This is a genomic window from Pantoea sp. DY-5 (assembly GCF_019795955.1).
GTDB classification, from domain to species: domain Bacteria; phylum Pseudomonadota; class Gammaproteobacteria; order Enterobacterales; family Enterobacteriaceae; genus Pantoea; species Pantoea leporis.
This window is the reverse complement of the sequence record NZ_JAIMIE010000006.1, coordinates 260,849-283,853: the sequence shown is the minus strand read 5'-3', so window position 1 is coordinate 283,853 and position 23,005 is coordinate 260,849. Positions and strand designations below refer to the sequence as shown.

The following is a 23,005-nucleotide window of genomic DNA, read 5'->3' as shown; positions in this document are numbered from 1 at the left end:
ATCACGCATTGAGGGATCTATGGATTTACTGGGGTTGATCAACACTTTTATTCGCGTAGTTGAGAACGGCAGCATTGCCGCCGCCGCGCGGGCGAAAGGAATGAGTCCAGCAGCGGTAAGCCAAAGTGTAGCGCGTCTGGAGACACATTTGGGTGTGCGTCTGCTTTCGCGCACTACCCGCAGCATGACGTTAACCGAAAGCGGTAAACGCTATTTCGAAAAAGTCCGACATATTCCCCATGATATTGACCTTGCCTCGCAGGCCGCAGCGATTGAAACCAAACCGCAGGGCCCACTTTGCATTGCCACCACGGCGGCCTTTGGCAGGCACGTTCTTGCCCCACTGATGCCCGCTTTTAAACAAACTTACCCGGATAATGATATCGAACTGATCAGTACCGATCGCAATGTTGACCACCGCCTGGAAGGCGTTGACGTCAGTATTCGTATTGAGGCGCAACTGAACGATCAATTGATCGCCCGCAAAATTGCCTCATTACCCTTTATCTTCTGCGCGGCACCCTCTTATCTGGCGCGTGCGGGCATCCCTAAAACGCCTGAAGAGTTGAGCCAGCACGCCTGTTTGGTTTTCCGCTATCCAACCGATGGACGCTTTCTTCCGTGGACGTTTGTGGTCGATGGCCAGCCGGTGAACGCAAAGCTCAATCCAGAGTTAATCAGCGACGATATTGATATCATTGCGAAAATCGCCGAAAACGGCGGTGGCATTGCCCGGCTGGCGAGTTTTATTGCTCAGCCGTTGCTCGAGAGTGGTCAACTAATACCTTTATTCCACTCAGATCAAGGTGAGAAAAGCGACGTAGTGGCTTCACCGATGAATATTTATGCTTGCGTCAACGAGCGTTCGGCGCTGAATGCAAAGGTAAGAGCGTTTATTGCCTTTCTGGAACAACAACTCGCCGATCGTATTGATTAACTCTATAATATTGGGTGTTAAAGTCATTTTTGGACGATAAACCACAATATGCTGGATTTAACTCTCAGTAAACCCGAAGAAATCGTGAAGCTGTTATGTGGACGTTTACGTAAAGAGCGTCTGGCACAGCGGATGACGCAGGCAGATGTCGCGGCCAGGGCGGGAATTGGCGTGAATACAGTTTCCAATCTGGAAGCGGGTCGTAACGTCGGCTTTGAAAACCTGGTGAAAGTGGCGATGGTGCTCGGCCGGGTTAACGAGCTGGAAGCGCTGTTTGCCCCGCAAATCGATAGTCTCGATGACCTGCTGCGCTACGAAAAAAACGCCAGCCGCAAGCGGGTGAAAAGGAGCAATGCAGATGGTGAGTAAAGTCGATGTCTGGTACGACGGCTGGGGTGAGCGCTTTCATTGGGGCACGCTGGCCTCATCTACCGCCCTAACCGGCCGTCCGGTGATTATGTTTGAGTACAGTGAAGCGGCGGCTCGGCGCGGTCTGGAACTCGCCTCCTTTACTTTGCCTCTGAAAGGTCCCCGGTTACGCAGAGACTTCCCTGCTCATCAGTTGGGTTTGCCCGGCCCGGTCTATGATGCGTTACCCGATGGCTGGGGTATGTTGCTGATGGATCGCCTGTTCCGCCAGCGCGGGCTTAACGCCGCACGCATCGGCCCGTTAGAACGGTTAACTTATATAGGCAACAACGCGATGGGTGCGATGTCGTTTGAACCGTCGCAACCGGAAGCTGATGAACGGCCAGATAACATTGCGCTGGACCAGCTCTCGGCCGAAGTCCAGCAGGTGCTGGACGGCGAAGGCGGAGAATTTCTGCAACGATTGCTGCAGATGGGCGGCTCACCGCAAGGTGCAAGACCTAAAGCCCTACTCTATCGCGATCCCGTCAGCGGGGGCTTCACCACCGCGGCCTCAGCAGAGTTAGAAGCCTGGTTGATAAAGTTTCCGGCGCGGCAGGAACATCCTGAGGTGTGTGCCATTGAAGCTGCGTATGCGCAGTGCCTGCGTGACTGCAACATCAGCACGCCAGATACCGCTTATTTTGCCTTGCCGAACGGTCAGGCGGCTTTCGCTTCACGACGTTTTGACCGTCAAAACGGGTTGCGCATTCCCATGCAGAGTCTGGCAGCGTTTACCGGCGCAAACTACCAATCACCCGGCGCACTGGATTGCACCAATTTTCTGCGCGCCACCCAACTCTGCACCAATGATGTCAGGGAAAAAGCGCGCGCATTTGAAAGAGTGGTTTTCAATGTTGTTTTCAATAATCGAGACGATCACCCTAAAAACTTTGCCTGGATCATGTCCGCCAGCGGGCAATGGCAGCTGGCACCGGCCTATGACGTCACCTATTGCGAAGGTCCGGGTGGCTATCATCAGATGGATGTGATGGGTGAAGCGCTGGATATTAAACGCGATCACCTGTTAGCGCTGGGACAACAGGAAACCGATCTCACGCCAGCGCAGGCAGGCGCTATCATCGATAACTACTGTTCGGTTGCGTCTGGCTTTGCCCGCAAAGCGGCCGATTTGTTCCCAGAGCAAATCACTGCGGAAACGCTGCGCTTTCTCCAGGCGCGCATTGACGAAAACATCAAAAACCTGGCGAAATAGTTAGCCGCTGCGGCCCTGGAGAAGCGCCGTTTTCGCGGGCTATTCACCGCCCTAACCTGCTTTTATTACTTCCGCTCATAAACCCATTTAGTGATTACGGATAATGCTTTCGCAGATGCCGACTATGCTTACCCTTCTAAAACCATACAAAAATAAGTTGTACCCCAACATTTAACCCTTTTACTGGAGATTTGGCATGAGCAGCCAACACTTAACAACACCTTTGCCGTCAAAGGTGCCGATCAGCTTCAAAGTCAACGGTATACAGCAGCAATTAAACGTTGATACCCGCACCACGCTGCTGGATGCATTGCGTGAACACCTGCATTTGACCGGCACCAAAAAAGGCTGCGATCACGGCCAATGTGGTGCCTGTACGGTGATGGTCAACGGACGTCGCATCAACGCGTGCCTGACCTTAGCGGTGATGCAGCAGGATGCAGAAATCACCACCATTGAAGGTTTGGGAAATCCGGATGAGCTGCATCCCTTGCAGGCGGCGTTCATCAAACATGATGGTTACCAGTGCGGCTACTGCACGCCTGGGCAAATATGTTCATCGATGGCGGTGCTGGAAGAGATCAAAGCGGGCATTCCGAGCCACGTCACCCACGATCTGGTTTCCGCGCCCAACGTGACTGCGGATGAAATTCGTGAGCGCATGAGTGGCAATATCTGCCGCTGCGGTGCCTATTCCAACATTCTTGCGGCGATTGAAGAGTACGCGGAGGGCCTGGAATCATGAAAGCCTTCACTTACCAGCGGGTCAAAACCCCGGCTGAAGCCGCTACCAGCGCCCAGCAACATACCAATGCCAAATTCATCGCCGGCGGCACCAATCTGCTCGATCTGATGAAGCTGGAGATTGAGACGCCCGCGCATCTTATTGATGTGAATGGGCTTGAGCTGGACAAAATCGAGGCCACAGCCGATGGCGGATTACGCATTGGCGCGTTGGTGCGTAACACCGACCTGGCGGCCGATGCGCGTATTCGCCGCGATTATGGCGTGCTGTCGCGCGCGTTAGTGGCTGGCGCTTCCGGCCAGTTACGTAATCAGGCGACAACCGCTGGGAATCTGCTGCAGCGCACGCGTTGCCCCTATTTCTATGACACCAACCAACCGTGCAACAAACGTTTACCCGGCAGCGGCTGCGCGGCGCTGGATGGCTTCAGTCGCCAGCATGCGGTGGTCGGAACCAGCCAGGCCTGTATCGCCACCCATCCGAGCGATATGGCGGTGGCGATGCGTTTGCTGGATGCGGTTATCGAAACGGTCAGCCCGGATGGGCGAGAGCGCAAAATCCCGATTGCTGAATTTTATCGTGCGCCTGGCAATACGCCGCATCTGGAAACCGTGCTCACTCCTGGCGAGCTGATTGTGGCCGTTTCACTGCCGGCCCCGCTGGGCGGCACACACATTTACCGCAAGGTGCGCGACCGCGCGTCCTACGCTTTTGCGCTGGTCTCTGTTGCCGCCATCATTCAGCCGGATAAATCCGGTCGCGTGGCGCTCGGTGGCGTGGCACATCAGCCGTGGCGGTTGGAAGAGGCGGATAATGCGCTGATTCAGGGCGCGCAGGCAGTGAGCGATCGGCTGTTCGCCACGGCGCAACCCACCGCTGAAAACGAGTTCAAGATCATTCTGGCGCAGCGAACGCTCGCTTCCGTATTGGCAGAAGCGAGAGGATAACGCATGAAATTCGAAAAACCCGCAGGCAACAACCCGATTGATCAGCTCATAGTGGTCGGTCAGCCACTCAATCGTATCGACGGACCGCTGAAAACCTCCGGCCTGGCGCATTACGCCTACGAATGGCATCGCGAAGCGCCCGATGCGGCATACGGCTATGTGGTCGGCGCGCCGATCGCCAAAGGAAAAATCACCGCCATTGATGTGCAGGCAGCGCAAAATGCGCCGGGCGTGTTAGCGGTGGTGACGGCTAAAAACGCGGGAAAACTGGGCAAAGGCGATAAAAATACCGCTCGCCTGTTGGCGGGCGACACCATCGAACACTATCACCAGGCCGTCGCACTGGTCGTGGCGGAGACGTTTGAGCAAGCGCGTGCAGCGGCGAGTTTAGTGAAGGTGGATTATCAGCGTGAGCGCGGCGCTTATGATCTCGCGCAGCAAAAGCCGGGCGTTAACTCCGCGCCCGAAGATACGCCAGATAAGTCCGTGGGTGATTTCGCCGGTGCGTTTGCTGCAGCTGACGTCAAGCTGGATGCGCACTACACCACGCCGGACCAAAGCCACACCGCCATGGAACCGCACGCCTCTATGGCGACATGGCAAGGCGATAAACTCACTGTCTGGACCTCGAATCAGATGATCGACTGGTGCCGCACCGATCTGGCCGCCACGCTCAACATGCCGATGGAGAAGATCCGCATCGTGTCGCCTTATATTGGCGGCGGCTTTGGCGGCAAGCTGTTCCTGCGCAGCGATGCAGTGTTAGCTGCGCTGGGTGCGCGCGCGGTTAAGCGTCCGGTCAAAGTGATGCTGCCTCGGCCATTGATCGCCAATAACACCACACATCGACCGGCCACCATTCAGCACATTCGCATTGGCACCGATAAAGCCGGCAAGATTCAGGCCATCGCGCATGAAAGCTGGTCGGGGAACCTGCCGGGAGGCACACCTGAAACCGCCGTGCAGCAAACGGAACTGCTGTACGCCGGTGCTAACCGCTTTACCGGATTACGACTGGCGACGCTGGATCTGCCCGAAGGTAACGCCATGCGCGCACCGGGTGAAGCGCCTGGACTGATGGCGCTTGAAATTGCCATCGATGAAATAGCGGAAAAAGTGGGCATTGATCCGATTGCCTTCCGCATCCTCAATGATACGCAGGTCGATCCGGCCAAACCCGAGCGCCCTTTTTCACGCCGCCAGCTGGTTGAGTGCCTGAATACCGGCGCCGAGCGCTTTGGCTGGTCACGACGCAACGCCAAACCGGCAATGGTCAAAGAGGGACGCTGGCTGGTCGGCATGGGTGTTGCGGCCGGTTTTCGTAACAACATGGTGGCGCCTTCCGGTGCGCGTGTGCATCTCGACAATAAAGGCATCATCACCGTTGAAACCGACATGACCGACATCGGCACCGGCAGCTATACCATCCTCGCGCAAACGGCGGCGGAGATGATGGGCGTGCCGATTGAGCGTGTGGCGGTTCGTTTAGGCGATTCAGACTTCCCTATTTCTGCCGGTTCCGGCGGCCAATGGGGCGCGAACACCTCAACATCCGGCGTTTACGCCGCCTGCGTGAAATTGCGTGAAGCGGTCGCCAGCAAACTGGGCTTTGATGCGCAACGCGCTACCTTCAGCTACGGTCAGGTGCATGACGGAAACCAGAGCGCGCCGCTCGCCCAGGCCGCCGCCGAAGCCACCATCACCGTGGAAGACACCATCGAGTTTGGCGATCTTGATGAGCAATATCAGCAATCCACCTTTGCCGGACACTTCATTGAAGTCGGCGTGGACATCGCCACCGGTGAAGTGCGCGTGCGGCGCATGCTGGCGGTTTGTGCCGCCGGACGCATTCTCAATCCCAAAACGGCGCGTAGCCAGGTGATTGGTGCCATGACGATGGGACTTGGCGGCGCGTTGATGGAGGAGCTGTTCGTCGATGAACGCCTCGGTTACTTCGTCAACCACGATATGGCGGGCTATGAAGTGCCGGTCCACGCCGATATCCCACAGCAGGAAGTGATTTTCCTCGATGACACCGATCCCATCTCTTCACCGATGAAAGCAAAAGGCGTGGGTGAACTGGGCTTGTGCGGCGTCAGCGCGGCAATCGTCAATGCCATTTACAACGCCACCGGCGTACGCGTGCGCGACTATCCGGTGACGCTGGATAAGTTACTTAAAGGCTTGCCTGCCCTTGTCTAAAGCTGAGGAGAAGCGCATTGCAGCAGCTACTGATTGATGACGATCTGCATCCGCAGATCAAGCCGCAGCAGGCTTTACAGACCGATGACAGTGAAAGCATCCTGCGCTTCGCGCTTGAAGCAATGGAGGCAGATTCCGCTGCCGTGCTGGTCACGCTGGTTGAGATTCGCGGTGGCGCGGCGCGGGCATTGGGTGCGCAGATGGTGGTGCGGGAAGATGGCCGCTATTGCGGCTATGTTTCCGGCGGCTGCGTGGAAGCGGCGGCGGCTTATGAAGCGTTGCAAGTTATCGCCACTGGCAAAGATCGCTTTGTGAGATATGGCGAAGGATCGCCTTATCTGGATATTGTGCTGCCCTGTGGCGGCGGCATCACGCTGGCTTTCCATCAGCTACGTGACGCGCAACCGCTTAGAAACGTGCTGGATTTGCTGGCAAAGCGTCAACCCGCAGCGCTGCGCTATCTGCCGACGTTTCAGCGGCTGGCGAGCGCTGCTTGCACTGAGATGACCGGCTGGCAGGAGGATGCCTTCATCACCGGCTATCTGCCAAAAACACGCGTGGCGGTATATGGACGTTCAGTCGAAGCGTTGGCGACGGCGTCGATTGCGCAGGCCGCTGGTTACGAGGTGCTTTCTGGCGAGGATGTGCAGGCGCAGGCCGTTGATCCCTTCACGGCGGTGATTTTGCTGTATCACGATCTCGAACGCGAACTCCCGGTGCTTCTGGCAGCGCTGCGTTCTGCGCCCTTCTATATCGGAGCATTGGGAAGTCGGCGCACGCATGCAACGCGTATTAAGAAATTGCTGTCGCTAGGGTTTAGTGAGGAAGAGATTGCGCGTATCAAAGCGCCGATAGGCATCTTTGCCCAGGCGCGCGATGCGCGCACGCTAGCGCTATCCATTGTTGCGGATGTCGCGGCGGCTCGGCTCAACGTGGTTTAGCCACCACATCGAAATCGCGCTGTACAGCAGCATCCGCTTCAAAGGTGACCAGTAAGCGCGGTTCCAGCAGCGCTCTGGCACCTTCATCGCCCTGCAAATTGCGTAACGCCTCAGCGTAGCATCCAGCAAACCCGACCGGATGGCCGGGTTTGCCTTTATAGGTAAGACGCACCTGCGCCGCGCCCTTTTCTAACGCCTCTTTTACTTGCCGATAATGATCTACCGTTAGCCACGGCATATCTCCCAGCGTAATGATCCATCCGTTCCAGTGAGCGGTCATCGCCACACCCGCTGCAATGGATTCGCCGCTGCCGCCACTTTCACACAGCACAAGCTGCACGCCTGCCTTTACTGCATGCTGACGCATCGCCAGATAGTCGGGACGCGTCACCAGCGCCACCGGCAAGCCACTCAGCTTTGCCTTTTCAATCACCGTTTCAATTACCGTCGGCGCATCGTCGTTTATGCTGGCCAGCAACTTATTGCCGCTGCCGCCGCTGGCGATATAACGCGAACCTTTACCTGCCGCGAGGATGAGAATGCCGGGCGTTGCTGAATCCATAGAAGTTTTAAACCTTGCGTTACCATCGATTGTTAATGAAATTATAGCTAATCCTATGATTTACAATAGATATTAACAAAAAAATAGCCAATCCAAATTAGATTGACTTCAATCTAATTTATGTCAATATATTCACGTTTTTCAGTCTCAACGACTGCAACTCTGCCTTAAAAATAGTGGTGATATGAAAGAGTTAAACGATGAAGTTTGCTGTGTAGGTCCTGAGAGTGAAGCGCCGGTGACTGTCGACCAGTTTCTCTGCTTCGCGCTCTATTCCGCGTCCCTTGCGATGACCAAACTTTATCAGTCGCGACTGAAACCACTGGGTTTGACCTATCCGCAGTATCTGGTGCTGCTGGCGCTGTGGGAAAAAGACCATGTCACCGTTTCAGAATTGGGCGCGCGCGTGCAGCTGGATTCAGGCACGCTCAGCCAGCTTTTAAAGCGACTGGAGCAGGCTGGCATTATCAGTAGAAAACGCGATGTCGGTGGCGATGAGCGCAGAGTGTTGATCTCCGTCACTGAGCAGGGACAAGAATTAAAGATCGCGGCGGCCGGCGTTCCGGCTGACATGGTGTCAGTGATGGATACGCCTTATGAAGAACTGGCCGATCTCACTGCACGTGTAACCACGCTGCGCCAGAAACTGATCAATGCCCTGCCCTGAGGGCGCGAAATAATACATTCCTATGAATGCTTTGGAGCAAGCTGAAAAATGTTAATTAGCAAAGGGATTAAGGAGAAGGTGATGTCAGACGAGAAAGCGGAAAATATGGATGACATTCATGCTGTCATTGGTCACGCCGTGTCATGCCTGCTTAAATCCGATCAACCTTTGCAACTTGACCACATTACTGCGCTATTGAAGCAGCATGAAGAAGCCGCGCCCGTTCAGCTCAAGCAGGATTATGTCAACGCGATGAGCAAGATTGCGGAAAAGTGTTTAGCGTCGTAATCAGTGCTTTTTCTGATTCGGGATATAAGCATGCTTCGCACCACTGAAATCCTGTCCGTCGCGTTGCGTGTTGGTCCTGTCGCTATGATTTCTGACATCCGCCAGTGCGCGTTGGCAGGCAACACGCCTGTAGTTTTCCTCTTCTGTTTCCGCCATCTCTTCGAGTTTGGCTATCAGCGCCGCAGAGGATACCGCAACCTGGTCTTCTAAAAGAGCAAGCAGCGCCTCACCGATCAATCGGTCCTTCATCTGTTCATCGTAACTGCTGGTCATTTAATTCTCTGTGTAGTCATATTTACTCAAGCTTAAGAGTTATTAACCAATGGCGTTGTTATCTTGAGAAAATCAACGTGCGTCAGTCAGGTTAAGAGAAAACAATTGTTTTGTAAAATCCAATCTAATTCAGCACCGCTATCATCAAGTCCTGTCGCATAAAAAATGATCGCCTCGGCGCGATGACATTCCCCGATAAAAACAAGCTCACCCAGCTTGATTAAAGATAAGAAAAGTCTTAGTGGTCTCGCGTACGTTTTCATGGCGAAAAATCACCACGGGAAATAAATAGTATGAAAGCCGCAAACCCTGCTTTTCTCACCTCACTTTGCCTTGCTGTTATCGGTTAGGATGCAGCGAAATTGAAAATCTATCAGTTCAGAAAATTCACTTTTAATGTGAAGAATCATGAAGTCACCTGCGACGGCAAGATGATGGCGGAGATAGCCACCACCGACTCTGCGCGTGTTATGCAAGGCGATGGATTGACCGTTATTTTCTATCACTATTTTCCGGAAAAAGCGGCGGTGATGAAGGATGGCCAGTTTGTCGATTGGGCCAGACTGAAACGTTAACGATAATGCGGGCAGCAAGGAGGCTGCTCTCTCTTCTACAGGCGTGATAAACACTCGCCAGCGCATTCCATTAGTCTGTGACTTTTATCAATGATTAATAACGTTAAACAAGCCGATTAAAAAGCGTTCACTGAAACAGCATGAGGGTATTGCGCTAAAATATCTTTGTTTACAGTTTATAACGGTAGGATTTATTCCACTTACTACACTGGAAGCGTGTATTTGCACGCTATTAACTTTATAAGGAATAAATCCAGTGCGTAAATTTTCTCTGATTGTATTAACTGCGGGCGTGCTGCTGTCGGTCACTTCTCAGGTTGAAGCGAAAGGCTGCATTAAAGGTGCGGTGGTCGGCGGCGTGGCGGGCCACGTAGCGCATCACGGCGTTGCTGGCGCGGCAGCGGGTTGTGCGGTTGGTCACCATATGGCGAACAAAAAGCAGAAAGAAGCGGACAGCAAACAGCAGCAATCTAAGTAATTCCCGGAGCTGCCTGTGCAAACAGGCAGCTGTAAAACGCGTTATATACGCTTTTGCGAATCGGCATCGAACAGCATCGCGCGATCCGCATCAATGGTCACCGGCAGAATATCCCCCGCCTGCGTACCAGAACGTTGTGTGGTGAACAGCATGATGTCATGCCCCTGCAGCGATCCATGAATCAGCTCGGATAATCCGGTCGGCTCCACCAGCGACACTTCTAACGGCAGCGCGTTCATCGCGCCCGCTTCAGCAATCGCCACGTTTTCGGGGCGAATACCGTAAATCACCGCTCGCCCAACCTGATGCTGCGACCAATGCGTATTGAGCGGCAGCTGTGCGCTATCGCCAATACGCACGCCCTGCGCGGTCATCATGCCATTGATGAAGTTCATTGATGGCGAGCCAATAAAGCTGGCGACAAACTTGTTCGCCGGTGTGTCATACAGCTCAAGCGGCGTACCAACCTGCTGAATCACGCCGTTGTTGAGCACCACAATGCGATCCGCCAGCGTCATGGCTTCAACCTGATCGTGCGTCACGTACACAATGGTGTTGTTCATCTGCTGATGCAGCTTTTTGATTTCGACGCGCATCTGACCGCGCAACTGCGCATCCAGGTTCGACAGCGGTTCATCAAACAGAAACACCTGCGGCTGACGCACGATGGCGCGTCCCATAGCCACACGCTGGCGCTGACCGCCAGATAACTCTTTGGGTCGACGATCGAGCAGATGCGTCAGGCTGAGAATTTCCGCCGCGCGTCTCACCTTCTCTTCAATTTCCGCGCGCGGACGCTTCTGAATTTCCAGGCTGAAGCCCATATTGCGCGCCACCGTTAGATGCGGATAGAGTGCGTAACTTTGAAACACCATCGAGATATCGCGATCTTTGGGTGCCACATCGTTCATCAGCTGGTTGCCGATACGGATATCGCCGCCGGTCGCCAGCTCCAGTCCGGCGATGGTGCGCAGCAGCGTCGATTTGCCACAGCCGGAAGGTCCCACCAGCACCACGAATTCGCCGTCTTTGATGGTGAGGTTAATATCGCGCAGCACCTCAACGTTGCCATAGCGCTTGTCGATCTGTTTGAGCGTGATTTCAGCCATGATTTACCCCTTAACCGCACCGGCGGTGAGTCCCTGAACCAAATAGCGTTGAATAAAGGCGAAGAACAGACAGGCCGGGATCAGCGCCAGCACCACCGCCGCCATCATCTCGCCCCAGGAAACGGCAAACTTCGACACGAAGCTGAGCAGCCCAACCGGGAAGGTCATCACTTCGTTTTTGTTGATCAGCATCAGCGAGAACAGCAGCTCGCTCCACGCTGCGGTAAACACAAAGCCCAATGTGGCCGCCATGCCCGGCAAGGTCAGCGGCATCAGCACGCGATACAGCGCCTGAAAACGCGTGCAGCCTTCCAGCATCGCCGACTCCTCCAGATCTTTCGGAATCGCATCGAAGAAGGATTGCATCAGGAAGGTGGCAAACGGCACGTTGAACGCGGTGTAGATCAGAATCAGCCCTAGCAAACTGTTGGTCAGGCCCAGCGGCGCCATCACCTTGTAAATCGGCGCGATGATCATCACCAGCGGGAACATCTGCGTGAACAGCAGCAGCCCGGCGATCAGCACTTTGCCGCGAAACTGAAAGCGCGAAAAGGCATAGCCGGCCGCTGCGGCAATCAGCGTGGTGAGAAACGCGGTGCTAAAGGAGACAATCAGGCTGTTGGTAAAAAAGGTCGGGAAATCACTGTCGGTCAGCACTTTTTTGAAATGACCAAAGGTCACGCCGCTCGGCAGCAGCGTAACGCCCTGACTAAACAGCAGTTGGTCCGGCGTCAGCGAGATTTTGATGATCCAATACAGTGGAAACAGCGCGAACAGCAGATACGCCGCAATACTCAGGCGATGGCCAATCAGCGGTAAGAGTCGCATCGTCGCCTCCTATTTCAGCAGCTGATGACGGATGCGCAGCAACACCAGCGCATAACAGGTCATCAGCAGTAACAGAAACACCGCCATCGCTGAGGCATAGCCAAAGTCGAGCTTGCGATAGGCGGTGGTGAAAATGTAGCTGGAGAGAATCGAGGTCGATCCCGCCGGGCCGCCATCGGTCATCACCACAATGAGATCGGCAAAATTGGCGATCCAGATAGTGCGCAGCATCACAGTGATGGCGATCATCGGTGCCAGAAACGGCAGCGTGACGCGACGAAACTGCTGCCAGCCGCTGGCACCGTCAATCGAGGCCGCTTCGTACAGGTCTTTGGGAATCGACTGCAGCGCCGCCAGCAACGTGATGGCAAAGAACGGAATACCAAACCAGACGTTGGCGATCACCGGTCCCCACATTGCCAGCTGCGGATCGGACAGGATGTTGTACGGCTCACTCAGCATTCCCAAATCGCTCAGCCACTGCGGCAGCGGCCCGACTACCGGATTGAACAACCATGACCAGGTCAAGCCAGAGAGAAACGCCGGAACCGCCCACGGCAAGAACACCAGCGCCTGCACCCAACGGCGAAAACGGAATTCACGATTGAGCAGCAGCGCCAGCGCCAAACCGAAAAAGAACTGCAGCAGCAACGAGCTAAGCGTCCAGTTCAGCGTGTGGCCCAGCGCTTTGAAAAAGCGCCGGTCATCAAACATCTCGCTGAAGTTATCCCAGCCGACCCAACCGGTCTCCAGCGGATTCAGCAGGTTAATGCTCTGAAACGCATAGGAGATGCCGATCGCCATCGGCACAAAGATGAACAAAGCGATCAGCAACAGGCCAGGCGAGAGATACCACCACGGCTCAGCCAGCCGACTCCAGCGGAGGCGGCGGCGCGCCGGACTGTTGGGCAGAGAAGCATCAAGCATCATAATCACACTCCGCGTGGTTAAAGGTTACTGCGTAGCAAGCCAGGCTTTCTGCTCTTTGCTGAGATAGTTCGCCCAATCTTTCACCATGCTTTCGGTATCGTTCTCACCCAGCAAGGTTTCCTGGCTGCTCTCTTTCACAATCACCGAGTTGAAATAGCCCCAGCCTTTGAGATGGGTTGGCATGGTTAGCGGCACATAGTTAGGATCGTTCAGCTCTTTGAACCAGCCGGCGAACTGCGGCGTTTGGTAGAACGGATCCTGCTCGGCGCCTTTGTAAATCGGCAGCGTGCCGACGAATTTTGACCATGCGAGGTTGTTGGTTTTGTCACTGAGGAAGGTAATCAGCGGCCAGGCGAGATCCTTCTGTTTACCCTGCTTGAACATCGACCAGCCGGTATAGCCAATAGTCGGGAAGGCTTTGCCTGACGGGCCAACCGGCATCGGAGCCACAGCGAAATCATCGGCCGCCATGCTGTTTTTAATCGCGATCAGCGCGTCGGGATCCTGATCGAGCATTGCGCATTTACCTGAATAGAAGCCCGAAACGATCTCATTGAAGCCCCAGTTAACGCTGTCTTTCGAGGCGCCGCCCTTTTGATACATATCCACCAGCAGCTGCGCGCCTTTCATCGCACCCGGCTCGGTCAGCGTGCTGTTACCTTGTTTATCGAAGAACTCCGGTGAACCGTTCATCGCCGCCATAAACATCATCCAGGCGTTGGTGCCGCCCACGCCACCGCGCATGCAGTAGCCGCTGATGCCATTCCCCAATTTGCTGATGCGCTGGGCATCGCTGGCGAATTCCTCCATGGTTTTGGGCGGTTCGCTTAATCCTGCCTGCTGGAACAGCTTTTTATTCCAGAACAGCGCGCGCAGATAAAAGCCGTACGGCACCATGGTGGCTTTGCCGTTGGCGGCGCGCGCCATGGCCAGCGTTTTATCGGTGAGCTGTGGCGTGGCATCCCAGCTTTTCAGGCGCGGCTCGAGGTCTTCCAGCATATTGTTACTGGCATACAATCCTTGCCAGGTATCCGGCATTTCCACCACATCCGGCACCTGACCGCTCTGCAGCATGGTGCCGAGCTTTTCAAACGCCTGGCCCCACGGCAGTGAAATCAGTTCAATCTCCGTGCCGGGATGCTGGGTTTTATACTCATCGAGCATTTTTTGCAGCAGCGCGGTGCGCGGCGGGCTGGTAATCACTTCCACTACGGTAAGCTTGGCGGCGAGGCTGCTCATCGCTGCACTCAAACCCACGGCTAACACCAATGCTTTCACGGCAAAACGTTGCGTCATGACTTTTCTCCAGTGAGTGATTACGCGCGATTCGCGCTGGCAAGGGCTTGCTGCAAATCGGCCCATAAATCGTTGGTCTCTTCGAGGCCGACTGAGATGCGGATCAAGCGTGGCGAGACGCCGAAATCCACCGCCGAGTTAAATTCACTGGCCTGATTGATCACCGAAATTGCCGGCATCACCAGACTCTCAAATCCGCCCCAGCTCACGCCCATGTGGAATAGCTCCAGCGCGTTGCAGAACTGCGGAATATCCACCTGCTCCGCCACTTCAAAGGCAAACAGACCGCTGTAGCCGCGCAAGGTGGACCACGACTGCGGTTTCAGCCCCGGATGGCAGACGTCCGTCACCAGCGGATGCTCCGCCAGTTTTTCGGCAATGGTCAGCGCGCTCTGGTGATGTTGTTTCATGCGCAGCGGCAGCGTGCGCAGGCCGCGCATCAGCAGTGACGCTTCATGCGCCGAGAGTTTGCCGCCGAGATAAGGACTTATATGACGGGTGATATTGTTGATGTGCTGCTGGCCGGCGATCACCAGACCAGCCACCACATCGCTGTGGCCGCTGATATATTTCGACGCCGAGTGCACCACGATATCGATGCCGCACAGCAGCGGCTGCTGGAAAATCGGTGATGCCCAGCTGTTATCGATCATGCTGACCACGCCCGCTTCGCGCGCCATCGCGCCGAGCTGATTCAGATTCTGTTCGCTCATCACCCAGCTTGAGGGACTTTCCAGATACAGCAGGCTGGCATCCGATAAGGCCGCACGAATTGCAGCTTCGTCATCACCATCGACAAACTCGGTAACGATGCCAAAGCGCTGGCAGAAGCCGCGCAGAAAGCGATAGGTATCGGGATAAACGTGATTAACGCATACCACTTTTTTACCCGGTGCCACCACGCTGAGAATCGCATTGCTGATCGCCGCCATGCCGCTGCCAAAAGCCAGACAGGCTTCGCCGCCCTCCAGCGCCGCCATCTTGTCCTGCAGCGCTTTTACCGTCGGGTTATCGACGCGCGAATAGAGTGGCTGATCGCTCTCGCCACGAAAGCGCGCGATCATGCTGTCGTAATCGCTGAAGGTAAACAGCGAAGACTGGTAAATCGGCGTGGTGACCGCGCCCATTTCATGGCGTTGATCGTGGGTGAGCAGCGTTTGTTGCGGAATCGACTTATCGTTTGGCATTAATTACATCCTTCATGTCGCGTTCGGTGATATCGAGAATTTGATGGCAGATGGCTCGCGCCGCCGCGCAATCGCGCTGGCGGATAGCGTCGAAGAGTTCACGGTGCAGCGGGAAAGAGTCCGAAAACAGCGCCTGTTCCGGCGGTGATTCGAAAAATGCATGAAATGAGTCATAGATGCCGTTGAGCATTTGCAGCAGCAATGGATTCCCCGCAGCGCGATAGATGCTGGCGTGAAACGCCCAGTCTTCCGCACCGGCAGAACCAATCGCCAGATGCACTTTCTCCATCTCATTAAGACGTTGCTCGATTTCGATCAGATCGTCAGGCGTGGCGCGTTGAGCCGCCAACACGCAGGATTCCGATTCGATGATGCGACGCACTTCCAGCGCGTGCAGCATGTTGGCCGAGTCGTTTTTAAAGCGCAGCGATAAGAAGCTGTCGTTAACGCCCACTTCCGCCTGCAAAAAAGTACCGCTGCCCTTTTTACGCAGAATAATGCCTAGCGCTTCCCAGCGTTTGAGTGCTTCACGCACCGTATTGCGGCTGACGCCAAGCTTCTCCGCCAACACCCGTTCCGGCGGCAAGCGACTGCCGGGCTGCGCACCCGACTGCGCCATATAACGTGTTAGCGCATCGAGGATCAGCGTATCGCTACGCGGCGTGGTAATAGGATGAAGTTCAACCGGTATCTGCATCGCATGGCCTTAATTGGTCCAACATCTCTACCAATCGAATAGCAACGCGCGTGCCAGTTTATTAATACGCTGAATTAGATGAATTTTGGGCGGGGTAATAAGTGGACGTTATGAGTTTTGCTGGTGCAAATCGGGAGATTTGCACCAGATGGGTACGTGGCAAGAGTGCTGAACAACTTGAAAGGGATTTAGCCGCGAGCAACTAACACGCTTTTATTTATTTAAAACCTGCCAGCGTTTATAGACGTCGAGCGCTTGCGGACGAGGCTGATATGTCATCGGCAACCGGCGTTGCTCAATCGGCTTACTGTATTCAGTGTAAAAGGTGTCCAGTTCGAAGTATTTACGATCGTCACGGTAATATGTCGAATACTCTTCGCGTTTGGTGATGTATATCACCTGCTTTGGACTGCAATAATAGAGTGCCCCCAGACACATTGGACAAGGGCTGGCGAGAATGTAAATGTCGCAGTCAGTGAGGTTTTCGCTGCCTGATTCACGGCAGGCTTCGCGGATGGCCAGTATTTCAGCGTGAGCCGTGGGATCATTTGTCTGTGCGACCTGGTTTGCGCGCTCAGCGATTACCTTGCCATCGCGAACAATGACTGTTGCAAATGGGCGACCGCCCTCTTCAACGTTTTTCATTGCTAAATCAATCGTGCGTTGTACAAAATCCATTCGTTCCTCGCTTGTATACATAATTAACCATGACATGTTGAGCCTGGTTCAGTTTTGTATAATGCGAAAGCGATGAGCAGGCTAAACGTATACGATTTAACCGTTGAATGAGTAAAAGTTTATTTCTGATGGCGGTGATGGGCAGCACCGCCTTTAGAAGAGTAATAATCTTAATCGCAAGCTCGCATTTTTAAGACTTATTACTGAGGACTACCATTGATGAGGGTTACGCAAAAATTCTGCCTGGCTCGGCAAAATTTCAAGATCCCGTTTTCTACAAAAAACCTGCGACGGCATATTTCCTGTTAACGGCGCAATGTCACGCAGTTTCATTTCACGATTAACTTTAGGTAACCACTCTTCGAACTGTTTCGCGTAGGAATCCGCCAGATTTTTATCATGGGTGCGCCCGACAAAAAGCTTACTTTTAGCGAGACGGGAAATGTCCGTCGCATATATTTCGTAGAGATCGCCGCACTGTACAATTTCAATTGCGGTGAAATGCATATTGGGCCAGAAACTCACTTTTGCTGAAAAATTGCTGTAATTCATAAAATATCACTTATTGTTGGATTTATCTGTGTGCCAGATTATTCTGGTCGGGCCAGTAATTATAACGCCATTCTCATGGCCTGATACTGTCAGATAAATCCTGAACTTTTAAAAATGAATCGGTTTAAAACCCACGTTCTTAATTATGGGAGATTATCTTAACTGAAAAAGCCGTCATCATCCGGCGTCTTTCCTACCACGATTTGCAGCGTATTCCGCAGGCAATCCTGGAAAATCACATCATTGGTGCTCTCAAGCTCTGCCAGCAGATAGGCAATAATGCTCTTATTGGTAACGGTTTTTTTATCTTTTATGATAGCGGTGATAATTGAACCCAATATTTCGGCCTCAGATTTCAGTTTTACAGAACCACAATTGAAATAGGCGATAAAATCGGTACTGATATTCATTTTTTGCATGCGTTTCCCCTGGCGACGTTAGTGCCAGCACTTTATGGAGTAATAAAAAATTAATGGAATAGTCTGAAAAATGAGATCGCAAATGATCTCGTTAAGCTGATTGAATTTAATAAAAGGGGAATATTGTTAATTTTAGAGAAAATGTCTATCAAGAGAGCCTGCTGACGTTTACATTGAGTAGCGTGGGTTTCGGGGTGAAAGAAGTTATGTCACCACTTGATCACAAAAATATACAAACACGTAATAAGAGTACAGAAGTTTCTTTTAATAAAACCGCTGTTATTTTAAGCAATTGAAATAAAATCAGCGATAACAGTCAGTTGAGTGATAGTTAGAGTCCAAAGAGAATTGTAAATTAGTCCTGTTAGGTGATTAATGCGCATTGTTGTTTATCGGTTTACAGATTACAGAAGCGCACATTGATGCGCTTCTGCCCGGTGTTCAAGGCGTTACCGCTTCGCCGCTCACCACTTTTGCTTGCTGCAGGCTGGCCTCTTCCTCGCGGAATTTCAGACGATCCCAGACGCGGAAGAACGGATAGTAAATCACCAGCGAAATCGTCAAATTCACCACCTGCAAAACGGTGCCGGAAATATGTCCGCCGGTAGCCAAATAGCCGCTGACGAAAATCGGTGTGGTAAACGGCAGCGCAATCCCGGCCGGCGGTGCCACCAAACCGGTGCTCATCGCCGCCCACGACACAATCACCAACACCACCGGCGTCAGAATGAAGGGCAGGAACAGATACGGGTTCATCACCAGCGGAATGCCGAACACTAATGGCTCACTGATGTTAAACAGCGCCGCCGGTGCGGCAATTTTACCGAGCTGCTTCATCTGGCGGCTGCGTGAACGAATCAGCATAAAGATCACCAATCCCAGTAGCGCGCCGGTGCCGCCTGGCGCAATCCACAAATCGTAAAACTGCTGGGTAAAGATGTGCGGAATCGGTTGGTTGTGCTGAAACGCCTCAAGATTTTCACTCATGTTCGACAGCCAAACCGGCTGAATAAACACCAGCACAATCGCGTCGCCGTGCAGTCCAAGCGTCCAGAGAATCCCTATCAGCAGTACCGAGAAGATCATGCCAGGCAAGGTGCCGCCCACGTGATGCATCGGCAAACCAATTACAGTAGCAATCAGGTTATTGATATCGCCGAACGGCGATGCTTCCACCGCCAGACGAATTACCAACACCACCGCCAGCACGCAAAAACCGGGCACCAGCGCGAGGAAGGATTTTGCCACCGCAGGCGGCACGCCCTCCGGCATCTTGATCACCAGATTACGGTTGTGCACAAAGCGGTAAATCTCGGTCGAGAGCAGCGCAACCACGATAGCCACGAACAAACCCTGGCTGCCAATCAGTGAAATCGGCAACACGCCGGTGACCAACTGCGTCGGCGCGCCCTCCACCGGGGCAAACAGCGTCTGCTGCGGAATGGTCATCACAAATGCCACTAACGCCATCGCGCCGCTGGTGAGCGGATCAAGCGTGCGATACTTCTCCGCCAGGCGGTAAGCGATGCCGAAGCTGGAGATCAGCGCCATGATGTCGTAGGTCGCGCGCACCGGATAAAGCAGTTTGTTGCGCCACGTCTCGCCAAACAGATCCGCCATTAAATGGCCCCACGCCGGAATCGGCAGATAGGCAAAGATCAGGAAGAAGCTGCCAATCAGCATAAACGGCATGTTGAGAATGATGCCGTCGCGCACGGAGAGCACATGCTTCTGACCGGCGATTTTCAGTGCGACGGGCAAGACATAACGATCTATAAAAGTACGGTTAGACATAGGTGTTCCTCTGGCTCAGTGGCGCAACGGATTATGGCGTGGCGAACTGCGGCAGCCACGGCTTGTTTAGGGTCAGCACTTCGTCAAGCAAAGCTTCGGCGGTCGCGACATCACCGACTAACGGATTGCCGAGCAGCGCCAGCAGCGCTTGCTCACGATCGCCACGCACCGCGGCCTCGATAGTCAGGCGTTCAAACGCTTTGATCTGCTGCGTCAGGCCATTCATCAGCGGCGGCAACTCACCAAACGCCAGCGGATGCGCGCCTTGCGCATCAACCAGACAGTTCACCTCCACCACCGCGTCATCCGGCAGGCCATGAATCGCGCCATTGTTGCGACAGTTCACCACCAGATTTTTGCCGCTGTTATTGTGAATCGCACTAATCAGCTCAACCGCCACTTCGGAGTAATACGCGCCGCCACGGAAACTCAGCTGCTCAGGTTTGTGCGCCAGATGCGGGTCGGCATACAGCGCGAACAGTTCCGCTTCCACTTTCATCACCTGCTCCGCGCGCGTGCCTTCATGACCGTTTTGCGCTTTCTCCTGCTCTTCGGCCAGCATCTGCGGCGTTTGCCAGTAATAACGGTGATACGGGCACGGAATCGCTTTGAGCGCGCGCAGGAACTGCGGCGACCACGGCATATCTTTGATGTTGTTCATGGTGAGCGATTGGCCGTCGCACAGTTGCTCGATCACCTGCGCGGTCACATCCTCGCCCCGGCACGTCACCTGATGCACCCACACCAGATGATTGAGCCCGGCGAAGCGCAGCTGCACGTCATCCCAGGGCGCGTCGAGCATGCCGGCAATCATGTGATGCATATTCACCGGCACGTTACACAAGCCGATAATTTTCGCCTTGCTGTAGCGCGACACCGCTTCCGTCACAATCCCCGCTGGATTGGTGAAGTTGATGATAAAGGCGTCCGGTGCTAGCTCCTCGACTTTGCGCGCTACCTTGAGCATCACCGGAATGGTGCGCAGCGCTTTGGCAAAGCCGCCAACACCGGTGGTTTCCTGGCCGAGCCGACCATATTTCAGCCCGAGGCGCTCATCCGCCGCGCGCGCGGCCAACAGTCCCACACGCAGCTGCGTCAGAACAAACCGCGCGCCGCGAATCGCCTCATCCAGCTCAAAATGCACGCTGACTTTTACCTGCTCCAGCCCGTTTTGCTGCAGCATGCGGCGAGTAAGATCGGAGATGATATTAACCTTTTCACGCCCTTGCTCGATATCCACCAGCGCCAGTTCCGTCACCGGCAGCTGCGCATAGCGATTGATGATCCCTTCCACCAGCTCCGGTGAATAACTGCTGCCACCACCAATAATTGCGATCTTAAGCATCTGTGCCTCCTGCCGCAGTGCGGCGGTAGAGTTCAATGATTTCGCCAGCCAGATCCTGAATCAGCATGGCGTTCATCAGATGATCCTGGGCGTGCACCAGAATCAGCGTGACCGGCAACTTGCCGCTGCCTTCATCCAGACCGATCAGCGCGGTTTGCTGCTGGTGTGCAGCGCTGATGCTTTCACCTGCCGCCGCCAGCTGTTGCTGCGCCTCGTCAAAGCGCCCTTCACGCGCCAGTCGCAGCGCGCTGATGGCCGCACTGCGGGCTGCGCCGGCCTGCACCAGCAGCAGCATGATTTCCTCTTCAAACTCGATAGCCACGATTTCAGACATGCAGAATCCCCCACAGCACAAAGCCGTGTAATGTCATTCGGATGGGTTAAAAAGGACGTTTAGGAGGCGTGTAATGCCAGCGCTTTATCGAGCACCTGTTCGCCACGCATCATGCCGTAATCCATCATGTCGATGACGGCGACAGATTTGCCCTGCGGCGCGGCAATGGCGGTAAGACGGGCCGCTTCGAACTGCACTTGCGGGCCGAGCAGAACCACATCGGCATCCGGCAGGATGCGTTCGAATTCCGCCACCGGCACGGCTTTGATGTCGATCTCCAGACCGCGACCTGCAGCGGCGTGCTGCATTTTGCTCACCAGCATGCTGGTAGACATGCCTGCAGCACAGCAAAGTACGATGCGCATAATTTCTTCTCCTGTGATTTGTCCCGGTCATTTAAGACCTGTCTCAGAGACGCTGTAAAGTGGTTGCGGGCAGAGGATTTTCTGATGGACAGATAATTTATTGATACAAGTCAGATGGATACGATTAAAATCGTCATGAAAATATTTTTCATGAGTGTGATCTTAACCGTAATTTAACAGTAAAAAGCCCAACAAACGGCGCTAACACCCCGCGATGAGATGAAAAAAAACTCAACATGAAAAATAATTTCATGCATGATGGACCTTCGCTACTGAGGATGTGATGAGCTAATGGATATTGTCTGGCAATTACGACAGCAGTCGGAGCGCGCGGATGCGCAGGAATCGAGGCTGGCGCGTTTTATTCTGGCGAACCTGCACGCCAATGTACACGTCACCATGGAGAGTCTGGCTACACAGGCTGGTGTGAGTCCGGATGTGCTAAGACGCTTTGCCACCTCGGCGGGCTGTCAGGATCTCGATGATTTTCTCCATCAGGTGCGGAAAGCCGGTCAGCAGCAGGATGTTGAATTTATCGATGTCATCCGCCAGCGGCAATCGTCGCTGAGTCAGCAGGAGAAACGCGTTGCCGAAGCGATTCTCAGCGACACTGCTTTTGCCGCTTCCGCCACCATCGAGCAACTTGCCGGCCGCGCAGAAGTCAGCGCCGCCACCATCACCCGCTTTGCGCGTTCGCTGGGTTGCGAGGATATCCGCGATTTGCGTATGCGGCTGGCGCGCGCGCCACAGAGACAACCCCCTCACGCGATTGCGCCGATTGAGGCTATTACTCAAGCGTTAACCCAGCAATATGGTCAAGCGGAAGCGGCGACCTGGCAACGTGCCGCAGAGATGTTGCGTAAAGCCCGAAGCGTACTGCTGATTGGCGCATCGGGGCTGCAAACTACGCTGGTGGCGGACGTCCATCAGCGCCTGCAAAACGCCGGACTGGCCAGCGCGTGGATTCAGGATGATAACCTGCTGAGCATGACGCTGAGCCGTTTGCAACCGGACGATCTGTTGCTGATTCTCGCGCCTGATACGGTTAACAGCCACGTGCTTAGCGCAGTACACCATGCGCACATTCAAAAAACGCCGGTGATTGCGCTTTGTGCGAAGACATTAGATCTCGCCAATCAGGCCGATATTTGGCTGCCGCTGCCGGAAGCGCAACACGCGCGCCGTTACGGCATTTTGTTTGCGCTGGATCGGCTGGAAGCGGCGCTTTAAGC

At 54.3% G+C, this 23,005-nt stretch carries 27 protein-coding genes; 12 read left to right on the top strand and 15 right to left on the bottom strand.

Annotated features, from left to right (window positions below; genetic code table 11):
* Nucleotides 1-19: 19 nt before the first annotated feature.
* The 7 genes from K5Y30_RS19855 to K5Y30_RS19825 all read left to right on the top strand — a co-directional run bounded on the left by K5Y30_RS19855 (nucleotide 20) and on the right by K5Y30_RS19825 (nucleotide 7,396).
* Nucleotides 20-937 (top strand): LysR family transcriptional regulator, encoded by a 918-nt coding sequence (locus K5Y30_RS19855; RefSeq protein ID WP_222213031.1) that lies wholly within the window; start codon nucleotides 20-22, stop codon nucleotides 935-937.
* Nucleotides 938-985: 48 nt separating this feature from the next.
* Nucleotides 986-1,306, top strand: a complete 321-nt coding sequence (locus tag K5Y30_RS19850; protein WP_176972443.1) for a helix-turn-helix domain-containing protein — start codon at nucleotides 986-988, stop codon at nucleotides 1,304-1,306.
* On the top strand, nucleotides 1,296-2,561 hold the full coding sequence (locus K5Y30_RS19845) for a type II toxin-antitoxin system HipA family toxin (protein ID WP_222213029.1): 1,266 nt from the start codon (nucleotides 1,296-1,298) through the stop codon (nucleotides 2,559-2,561). The genes K5Y30_RS19850 and K5Y30_RS19845 overlap by 11 nt, the downstream gene beginning before the upstream one ends.
* A gap of 196 nt (nucleotides 2,562-2,757) precedes the next feature.
* A complete protein-coding gene (gene paoA, locus K5Y30_RS19840) occupies nucleotides 2,758-3,306 on the top strand; it encodes an aldehyde dehydrogenase iron-sulfur subunit PaoA (RefSeq protein WP_222213028.1) in 549 nt (182 codons plus the stop codon).
* Nucleotides 3,303-4,253 carry a xanthine dehydrogenase family protein subunit M gene (locus K5Y30_RS19835; protein WP_222213025.1) on the top strand — a complete coding sequence of 317 codons (951 nt, stop codon included), beginning with the start codon at nucleotides 3,303-3,305 and terminating at the stop codon, nucleotides 4,251-4,253. The genes paoA and K5Y30_RS19835 overlap by 4 nt, the downstream gene beginning before the upstream one ends.
* Before the next feature lie 3 nt (nucleotides 4,254-4,256).
* On the top strand, nucleotides 4,257-6,455 hold the full coding sequence (paoC, locus tag K5Y30_RS19830; RefSeq protein ID WP_222213023.1) for an aldehyde oxidoreductase molybdenum-binding subunit PaoC: 2,199 nt from the start codon (nucleotides 4,257-4,259) through the stop codon (nucleotides 6,453-6,455).
* A 17-nt stretch (nucleotides 6,456-6,472) separates the two neighbouring features.
* Entirely contained in the window at nucleotides 6,473-7,396 is a 924-nt protein-coding gene (locus tag K5Y30_RS19825; protein ID WP_222213021.1) for an XdhC family protein, read from the top strand.
* Here K5Y30_RS19825 and K5Y30_RS19820 read toward each other — a convergent pair.
* Nucleotides 7,383-7,958, bottom strand: coding sequence for an NTP transferase domain-containing protein (locus K5Y30_RS19820; RefSeq protein WP_222213019.1), 576 nt, complete (start codon nucleotides 7,956-7,958; stop codon nucleotides 7,383-7,385). The genes K5Y30_RS19825 and K5Y30_RS19820 overlap by 14 nt on opposite strands.
* Before the next feature lie 184 nt (nucleotides 7,959-8,142).
* Here K5Y30_RS19820 and K5Y30_RS19815 point away from each other — a divergent pair, with 184 nt between their 5' ends.
* Together K5Y30_RS19815 and K5Y30_RS19810 are read left to right on the top strand one after the other, a co-directional pair.
* Nucleotides 8,143-8,625, top strand: a complete 483-nt coding sequence (locus K5Y30_RS19815) for a MarR family winged helix-turn-helix transcriptional regulator (protein WP_101761502.1) — start codon at nucleotides 8,143-8,145, stop codon at nucleotides 8,623-8,625.
* An 81-nt stretch (nucleotides 8,626-8,706) separates the two neighbouring features.
* Nucleotides 8,707-8,913 (top strand): hypothetical protein, encoded by a 207-nt coding sequence (locus K5Y30_RS19810; RefSeq protein WP_192234868.1) that lies wholly within the window; start codon nucleotides 8,707-8,709, stop codon nucleotides 8,911-8,913.
* Here K5Y30_RS19810 and K5Y30_RS19805 read toward each other — a convergent pair whose 3' ends face one another.
* The gene (locus K5Y30_RS19805) at nucleotides 8,914-9,186 is read right to left on the bottom strand and encodes a hypothetical protein (protein ID WP_222213016.1); all 273 of its coding nucleotides are present in this window, start codon (nucleotides 9,184-9,186) and stop codon (nucleotides 8,914-8,916) included.
* Nucleotides 9,187-9,584: 398 nt separating this feature from the next.
* On the opposite strand from K5Y30_RS19805, the gene K5Y30_RS19800 reads away from it, so the two are divergent.
* Together K5Y30_RS19800 and K5Y30_RS19795 are read left to right on the top strand one after the other, a co-directional pair.
* The gene (locus K5Y30_RS19800; protein ID WP_158238597.1) at nucleotides 9,585-9,761 is read left to right on the top strand and encodes a hypothetical protein; all 177 of its coding nucleotides are present in this window, start codon (nucleotides 9,585-9,587) and stop codon (nucleotides 9,759-9,761) included.
* A 256-nt stretch (nucleotides 9,762-10,017) separates the two neighbouring features.
* Nucleotides 10,018-10,239, top strand: a complete 222-nt coding sequence (locus K5Y30_RS19795; RefSeq protein WP_101761506.1) for a hypothetical protein — start codon at nucleotides 10,018-10,020, stop codon at nucleotides 10,237-10,239.
* Nucleotides 10,240-10,280: 41 nt separating this feature from the next.
* On the opposite strand, the gene K5Y30_RS19790 is transcribed toward K5Y30_RS19795, so the two are convergent.
* The 13 genes from K5Y30_RS19790 to K5Y30_RS19730 all read right to left on the bottom strand — a co-directional run bounded on the left by K5Y30_RS19790 (nucleotide 10,281) and on the right by K5Y30_RS19730 (nucleotide 21,776).
* Nucleotides 10,281-11,348, bottom strand: a complete 1,068-nt coding sequence (locus K5Y30_RS19790; RefSeq protein WP_222213013.1) for an ABC transporter ATP-binding protein — start codon at nucleotides 11,346-11,348, stop codon at nucleotides 10,281-10,283.
* Nucleotides 11,349-11,351: 3 nt separating this feature from the next.
* Entirely contained in the window at nucleotides 11,352-12,176 is an 825-nt protein-coding gene (locus K5Y30_RS19785; RefSeq protein WP_222213011.1) for a carbohydrate ABC transporter permease, read from the bottom strand.
* 9 nt (nucleotides 12,177-12,185) lie between these two features.
* Complete coding sequence (locus K5Y30_RS19780; protein WP_222213009.1) at nucleotides 12,186-13,106, bottom strand: carbohydrate ABC transporter permease; 921 nt, start codon at nucleotides 13,104-13,106, stop codon at nucleotides 12,186-12,188.
* A gap of 24 nt (nucleotides 13,107-13,130) precedes the next feature.
* Nucleotides 13,131-14,402: a sugar ABC transporter substrate-binding protein gene (locus tag K5Y30_RS19775; protein ID WP_222183326.1), complete on the bottom strand. Its 1,272-nt coding sequence runs from the start codon at nucleotides 14,400-14,402 to the stop codon at nucleotides 13,131-13,133.
* Between the two features lie 20 nt (nucleotides 14,403-14,422).
* The gene (locus K5Y30_RS19770; RefSeq protein WP_222213007.1) at nucleotides 14,423-15,589 is read right to left on the bottom strand and encodes a PLP-dependent transferase; all 1,167 of its coding nucleotides are present in this window, start codon (nucleotides 15,587-15,589) and stop codon (nucleotides 14,423-14,425) included.
* Entirely contained in the window at nucleotides 15,576-16,286 is a 711-nt protein-coding gene (locus tag K5Y30_RS19765) for a FadR/GntR family transcriptional regulator (protein ID WP_222183329.1), read from the bottom strand. The genes K5Y30_RS19770 and K5Y30_RS19765 overlap by 14 nt, the downstream gene beginning before the upstream one ends.
* A 213-nt stretch (nucleotides 16,287-16,499) precedes the next feature.
* Nucleotides 16,500-16,964, bottom strand: coding sequence for a nucleoside deaminase (locus K5Y30_RS19760; protein WP_222183331.1), 465 nt, complete (start codon nucleotides 16,962-16,964; stop codon nucleotides 16,500-16,502).
* Between the two features lie 210 nt (nucleotides 16,965-17,174).
* Complete coding sequence (locus K5Y30_RS19755; protein ID WP_101761514.1) at nucleotides 17,175-17,516, bottom strand: hypothetical protein; 342 nt, start codon at nucleotides 17,514-17,516, stop codon at nucleotides 17,175-17,177.
* 158 nt (nucleotides 17,517-17,674) lie between these two features.
* Nucleotides 17,675-17,935, bottom strand: a complete 261-nt coding sequence (locus tag K5Y30_RS19750) for a biofilm/acid-resistance regulator YmgB/AriR (protein ID WP_101761515.1) — start codon at nucleotides 17,933-17,935, stop codon at nucleotides 17,675-17,677.
* 441 nt (nucleotides 17,936-18,376) lie between these two features.
* On the bottom strand, nucleotides 18,377-19,729 hold the full coding sequence (gene celB / locus K5Y30_RS19745; RefSeq protein ID WP_137387379.1) for a PTS cellobiose transporter subunit IIC: 1,353 nt from the start codon (nucleotides 19,727-19,729) through the stop codon (nucleotides 18,377-18,379).
* A gap of 31 nt (nucleotides 19,730-19,760) precedes the next feature.
* Nucleotides 19,761-21,074, bottom strand: coding sequence for a 6-phospho-beta-glucosidase (locus tag K5Y30_RS19740; RefSeq protein ID WP_222183332.1), 1,314 nt, complete (start codon nucleotides 21,072-21,074; stop codon nucleotides 19,761-19,763).
* Nucleotides 21,067-21,408 (bottom strand): PTS lactose/cellobiose transporter subunit IIA, encoded by a 342-nt coding sequence (locus tag K5Y30_RS19735; protein ID WP_222183333.1) that lies wholly within the window; start codon nucleotides 21,406-21,408, stop codon nucleotides 21,067-21,069. The genes K5Y30_RS19740 and K5Y30_RS19735 overlap by 8 nt, the downstream gene beginning before the upstream one ends.
* A 59-nt stretch (nucleotides 21,409-21,467) precedes the next feature.
* Nucleotides 21,468-21,776 (bottom strand): PTS sugar transporter subunit IIB, encoded by a 309-nt coding sequence (locus K5Y30_RS19730; RefSeq protein ID WP_176972515.1) that lies wholly within the window; start codon nucleotides 21,774-21,776, stop codon nucleotides 21,468-21,470.
* A 288-nt stretch (nucleotides 21,777-22,064) separates the two neighbouring features.
* On the opposite strand from K5Y30_RS19730, the gene K5Y30_RS19725 reads away from it, so the two are divergent.
* Nucleotides 22,065-23,003: a MurR/RpiR family transcriptional regulator gene (locus K5Y30_RS19725; protein ID WP_137387377.1), complete on the top strand. Its 939-nt coding sequence runs from the start codon at nucleotides 22,065-22,067 to the stop codon at nucleotides 23,001-23,003.
* The last annotated feature ends 2 nt before the right edge of the window (nucleotides 23,004-23,005 follow it).

Bases quoted from the DNA above. Each gene is read 5' to 3' on its own strand.
- K5Y30_RS19855 (WP_222213031.1), top strand. From the start codon at position 20: ATGGATTTACTGGGGTTGATCAACACTTTTATTCGCGTAGTTGAGAAC.
- K5Y30_RS19850 (WP_176972443.1), top strand. From the start codon at position 986: ATGCTGGATTTAACTCTCAGTAAACCCGAAGAAATCGTGAAGCTGTTA.
- K5Y30_RS19845 (WP_222213029.1), top strand. From the start codon at position 1,296: ATGGTGAGTAAAGTCGATGTCTGGTACGACGGCTGGGGTGAGCGCTTT.
- paoA (WP_222213028.1), top strand. From the start codon at position 2,758: ATGAGCAGCCAACACTTAACAACACCTTTGCCGTCAAAGGTGCCGATC.
- K5Y30_RS19835 (WP_222213025.1), top strand. From the start codon at position 3,303: ATGAAAGCCTTCACTTACCAGCGGGTCAAAACCCCGGCTGAAGCCGCT.
- paoC (WP_222213023.1), top strand. From the start codon at position 4,257: ATGAAATTCGAAAAACCCGCAGGCAACAACCCGATTGATCAGCTCATA.
- K5Y30_RS19820 (WP_222213019.1), bottom strand. From the start codon at position 7,958: ATGGATTCAGCAACGCCCGGCATTCTCATCCTCGCGGCAGGTAAAGGT.
- K5Y30_RS19815 (WP_101761502.1), top strand. From the start codon at position 8,143: ATGAAAGAGTTAAACGATGAAGTTTGCTGTGTAGGTCCTGAGAGTGAA.
- K5Y30_RS19810 (WP_192234868.1), top strand. From the start codon at position 8,707: ATGTCAGACGAGAAAGCGGAAAATATGGATGACATTCATGCTGTCATT.
- K5Y30_RS19805 (WP_222213016.1), bottom strand. From the start codon at position 9,186: ATGACCAGCAGTTACGATGAACAGATGAAGGACCGATTGATCGGTGAG.
- K5Y30_RS19790 (WP_222213013.1), bottom strand. From the start codon at position 11,348: ATGGCTGAAATCACGCTCAAACAGATCGACAAGCGCTATGGCAACGTT.
- K5Y30_RS19785 (WP_222213011.1), bottom strand. From the start codon at position 12,176: ATGCGACTCTTACCGCTGATTGGCCATCGCCTGAGTATTGCGGCGTAT.
- K5Y30_RS19780 (WP_222213009.1), bottom strand. From the start codon at position 13,106: ATGATGCTTGATGCTTCTCTGCCCAACAGTCCGGCGCGCCGCCGCCTC.
- K5Y30_RS19775 (WP_222183326.1), bottom strand. From the start codon at position 14,402: ATGACGCAACGTTTTGCCGTGAAAGCATTGGTGTTAGCCGTGGGTTTG.
- K5Y30_RS19770 (WP_222213007.1), bottom strand. From the start codon at position 15,589: ATGCCAAACGATAAGTCGATTCCGCAACAAACGCTGCTCACCCACGAT.
- K5Y30_RS19765 (WP_222183329.1), bottom strand. From the start codon at position 16,286: ATGCAGATACCGGTTGAACTTCATCCTATTACCACGCCGCGTAGCGAT.
- K5Y30_RS19760 (WP_222183331.1), bottom strand. From the start codon at position 16,964: ATGGATTTTGTACAACGCACGATTGATTTAGCAATGAAAAACGTTGAA.
- K5Y30_RS19755 (WP_101761514.1), bottom strand. From the start codon at position 17,516: ATGAATTACAGCAATTTTTCAGCAAAAGTGAGTTTCTGGCCCAATATG.
- K5Y30_RS19750 (WP_101761515.1), bottom strand. From the start codon at position 17,935: ATGCAAAAAATGAATATCAGTACCGATTTTATCGCCTATTTCAATTGT.
- celB (WP_137387379.1), bottom strand. From the start codon at position 19,729: ATGTCTAACCGTACTTTTATAGATCGTTATGTCTTGCCCGTCGCACTG.
- K5Y30_RS19740 (WP_222183332.1), bottom strand. From the start codon at position 21,074: ATGCTTAAGATCGCAATTATTGGTGGTGGCAGCAGTTATTCACCGGAG.
- K5Y30_RS19735 (WP_222183333.1), bottom strand. From the start codon at position 21,408: ATGTCTGAAATCGTGGCTATCGAGTTTGAAGAGGAAATCATGCTGCTG.
- K5Y30_RS19725 (WP_137387377.1), top strand. From the start codon at position 22,065: ATGGATATTGTCTGGCAATTACGACAGCAGTCGGAGCGCGCGGATGCG.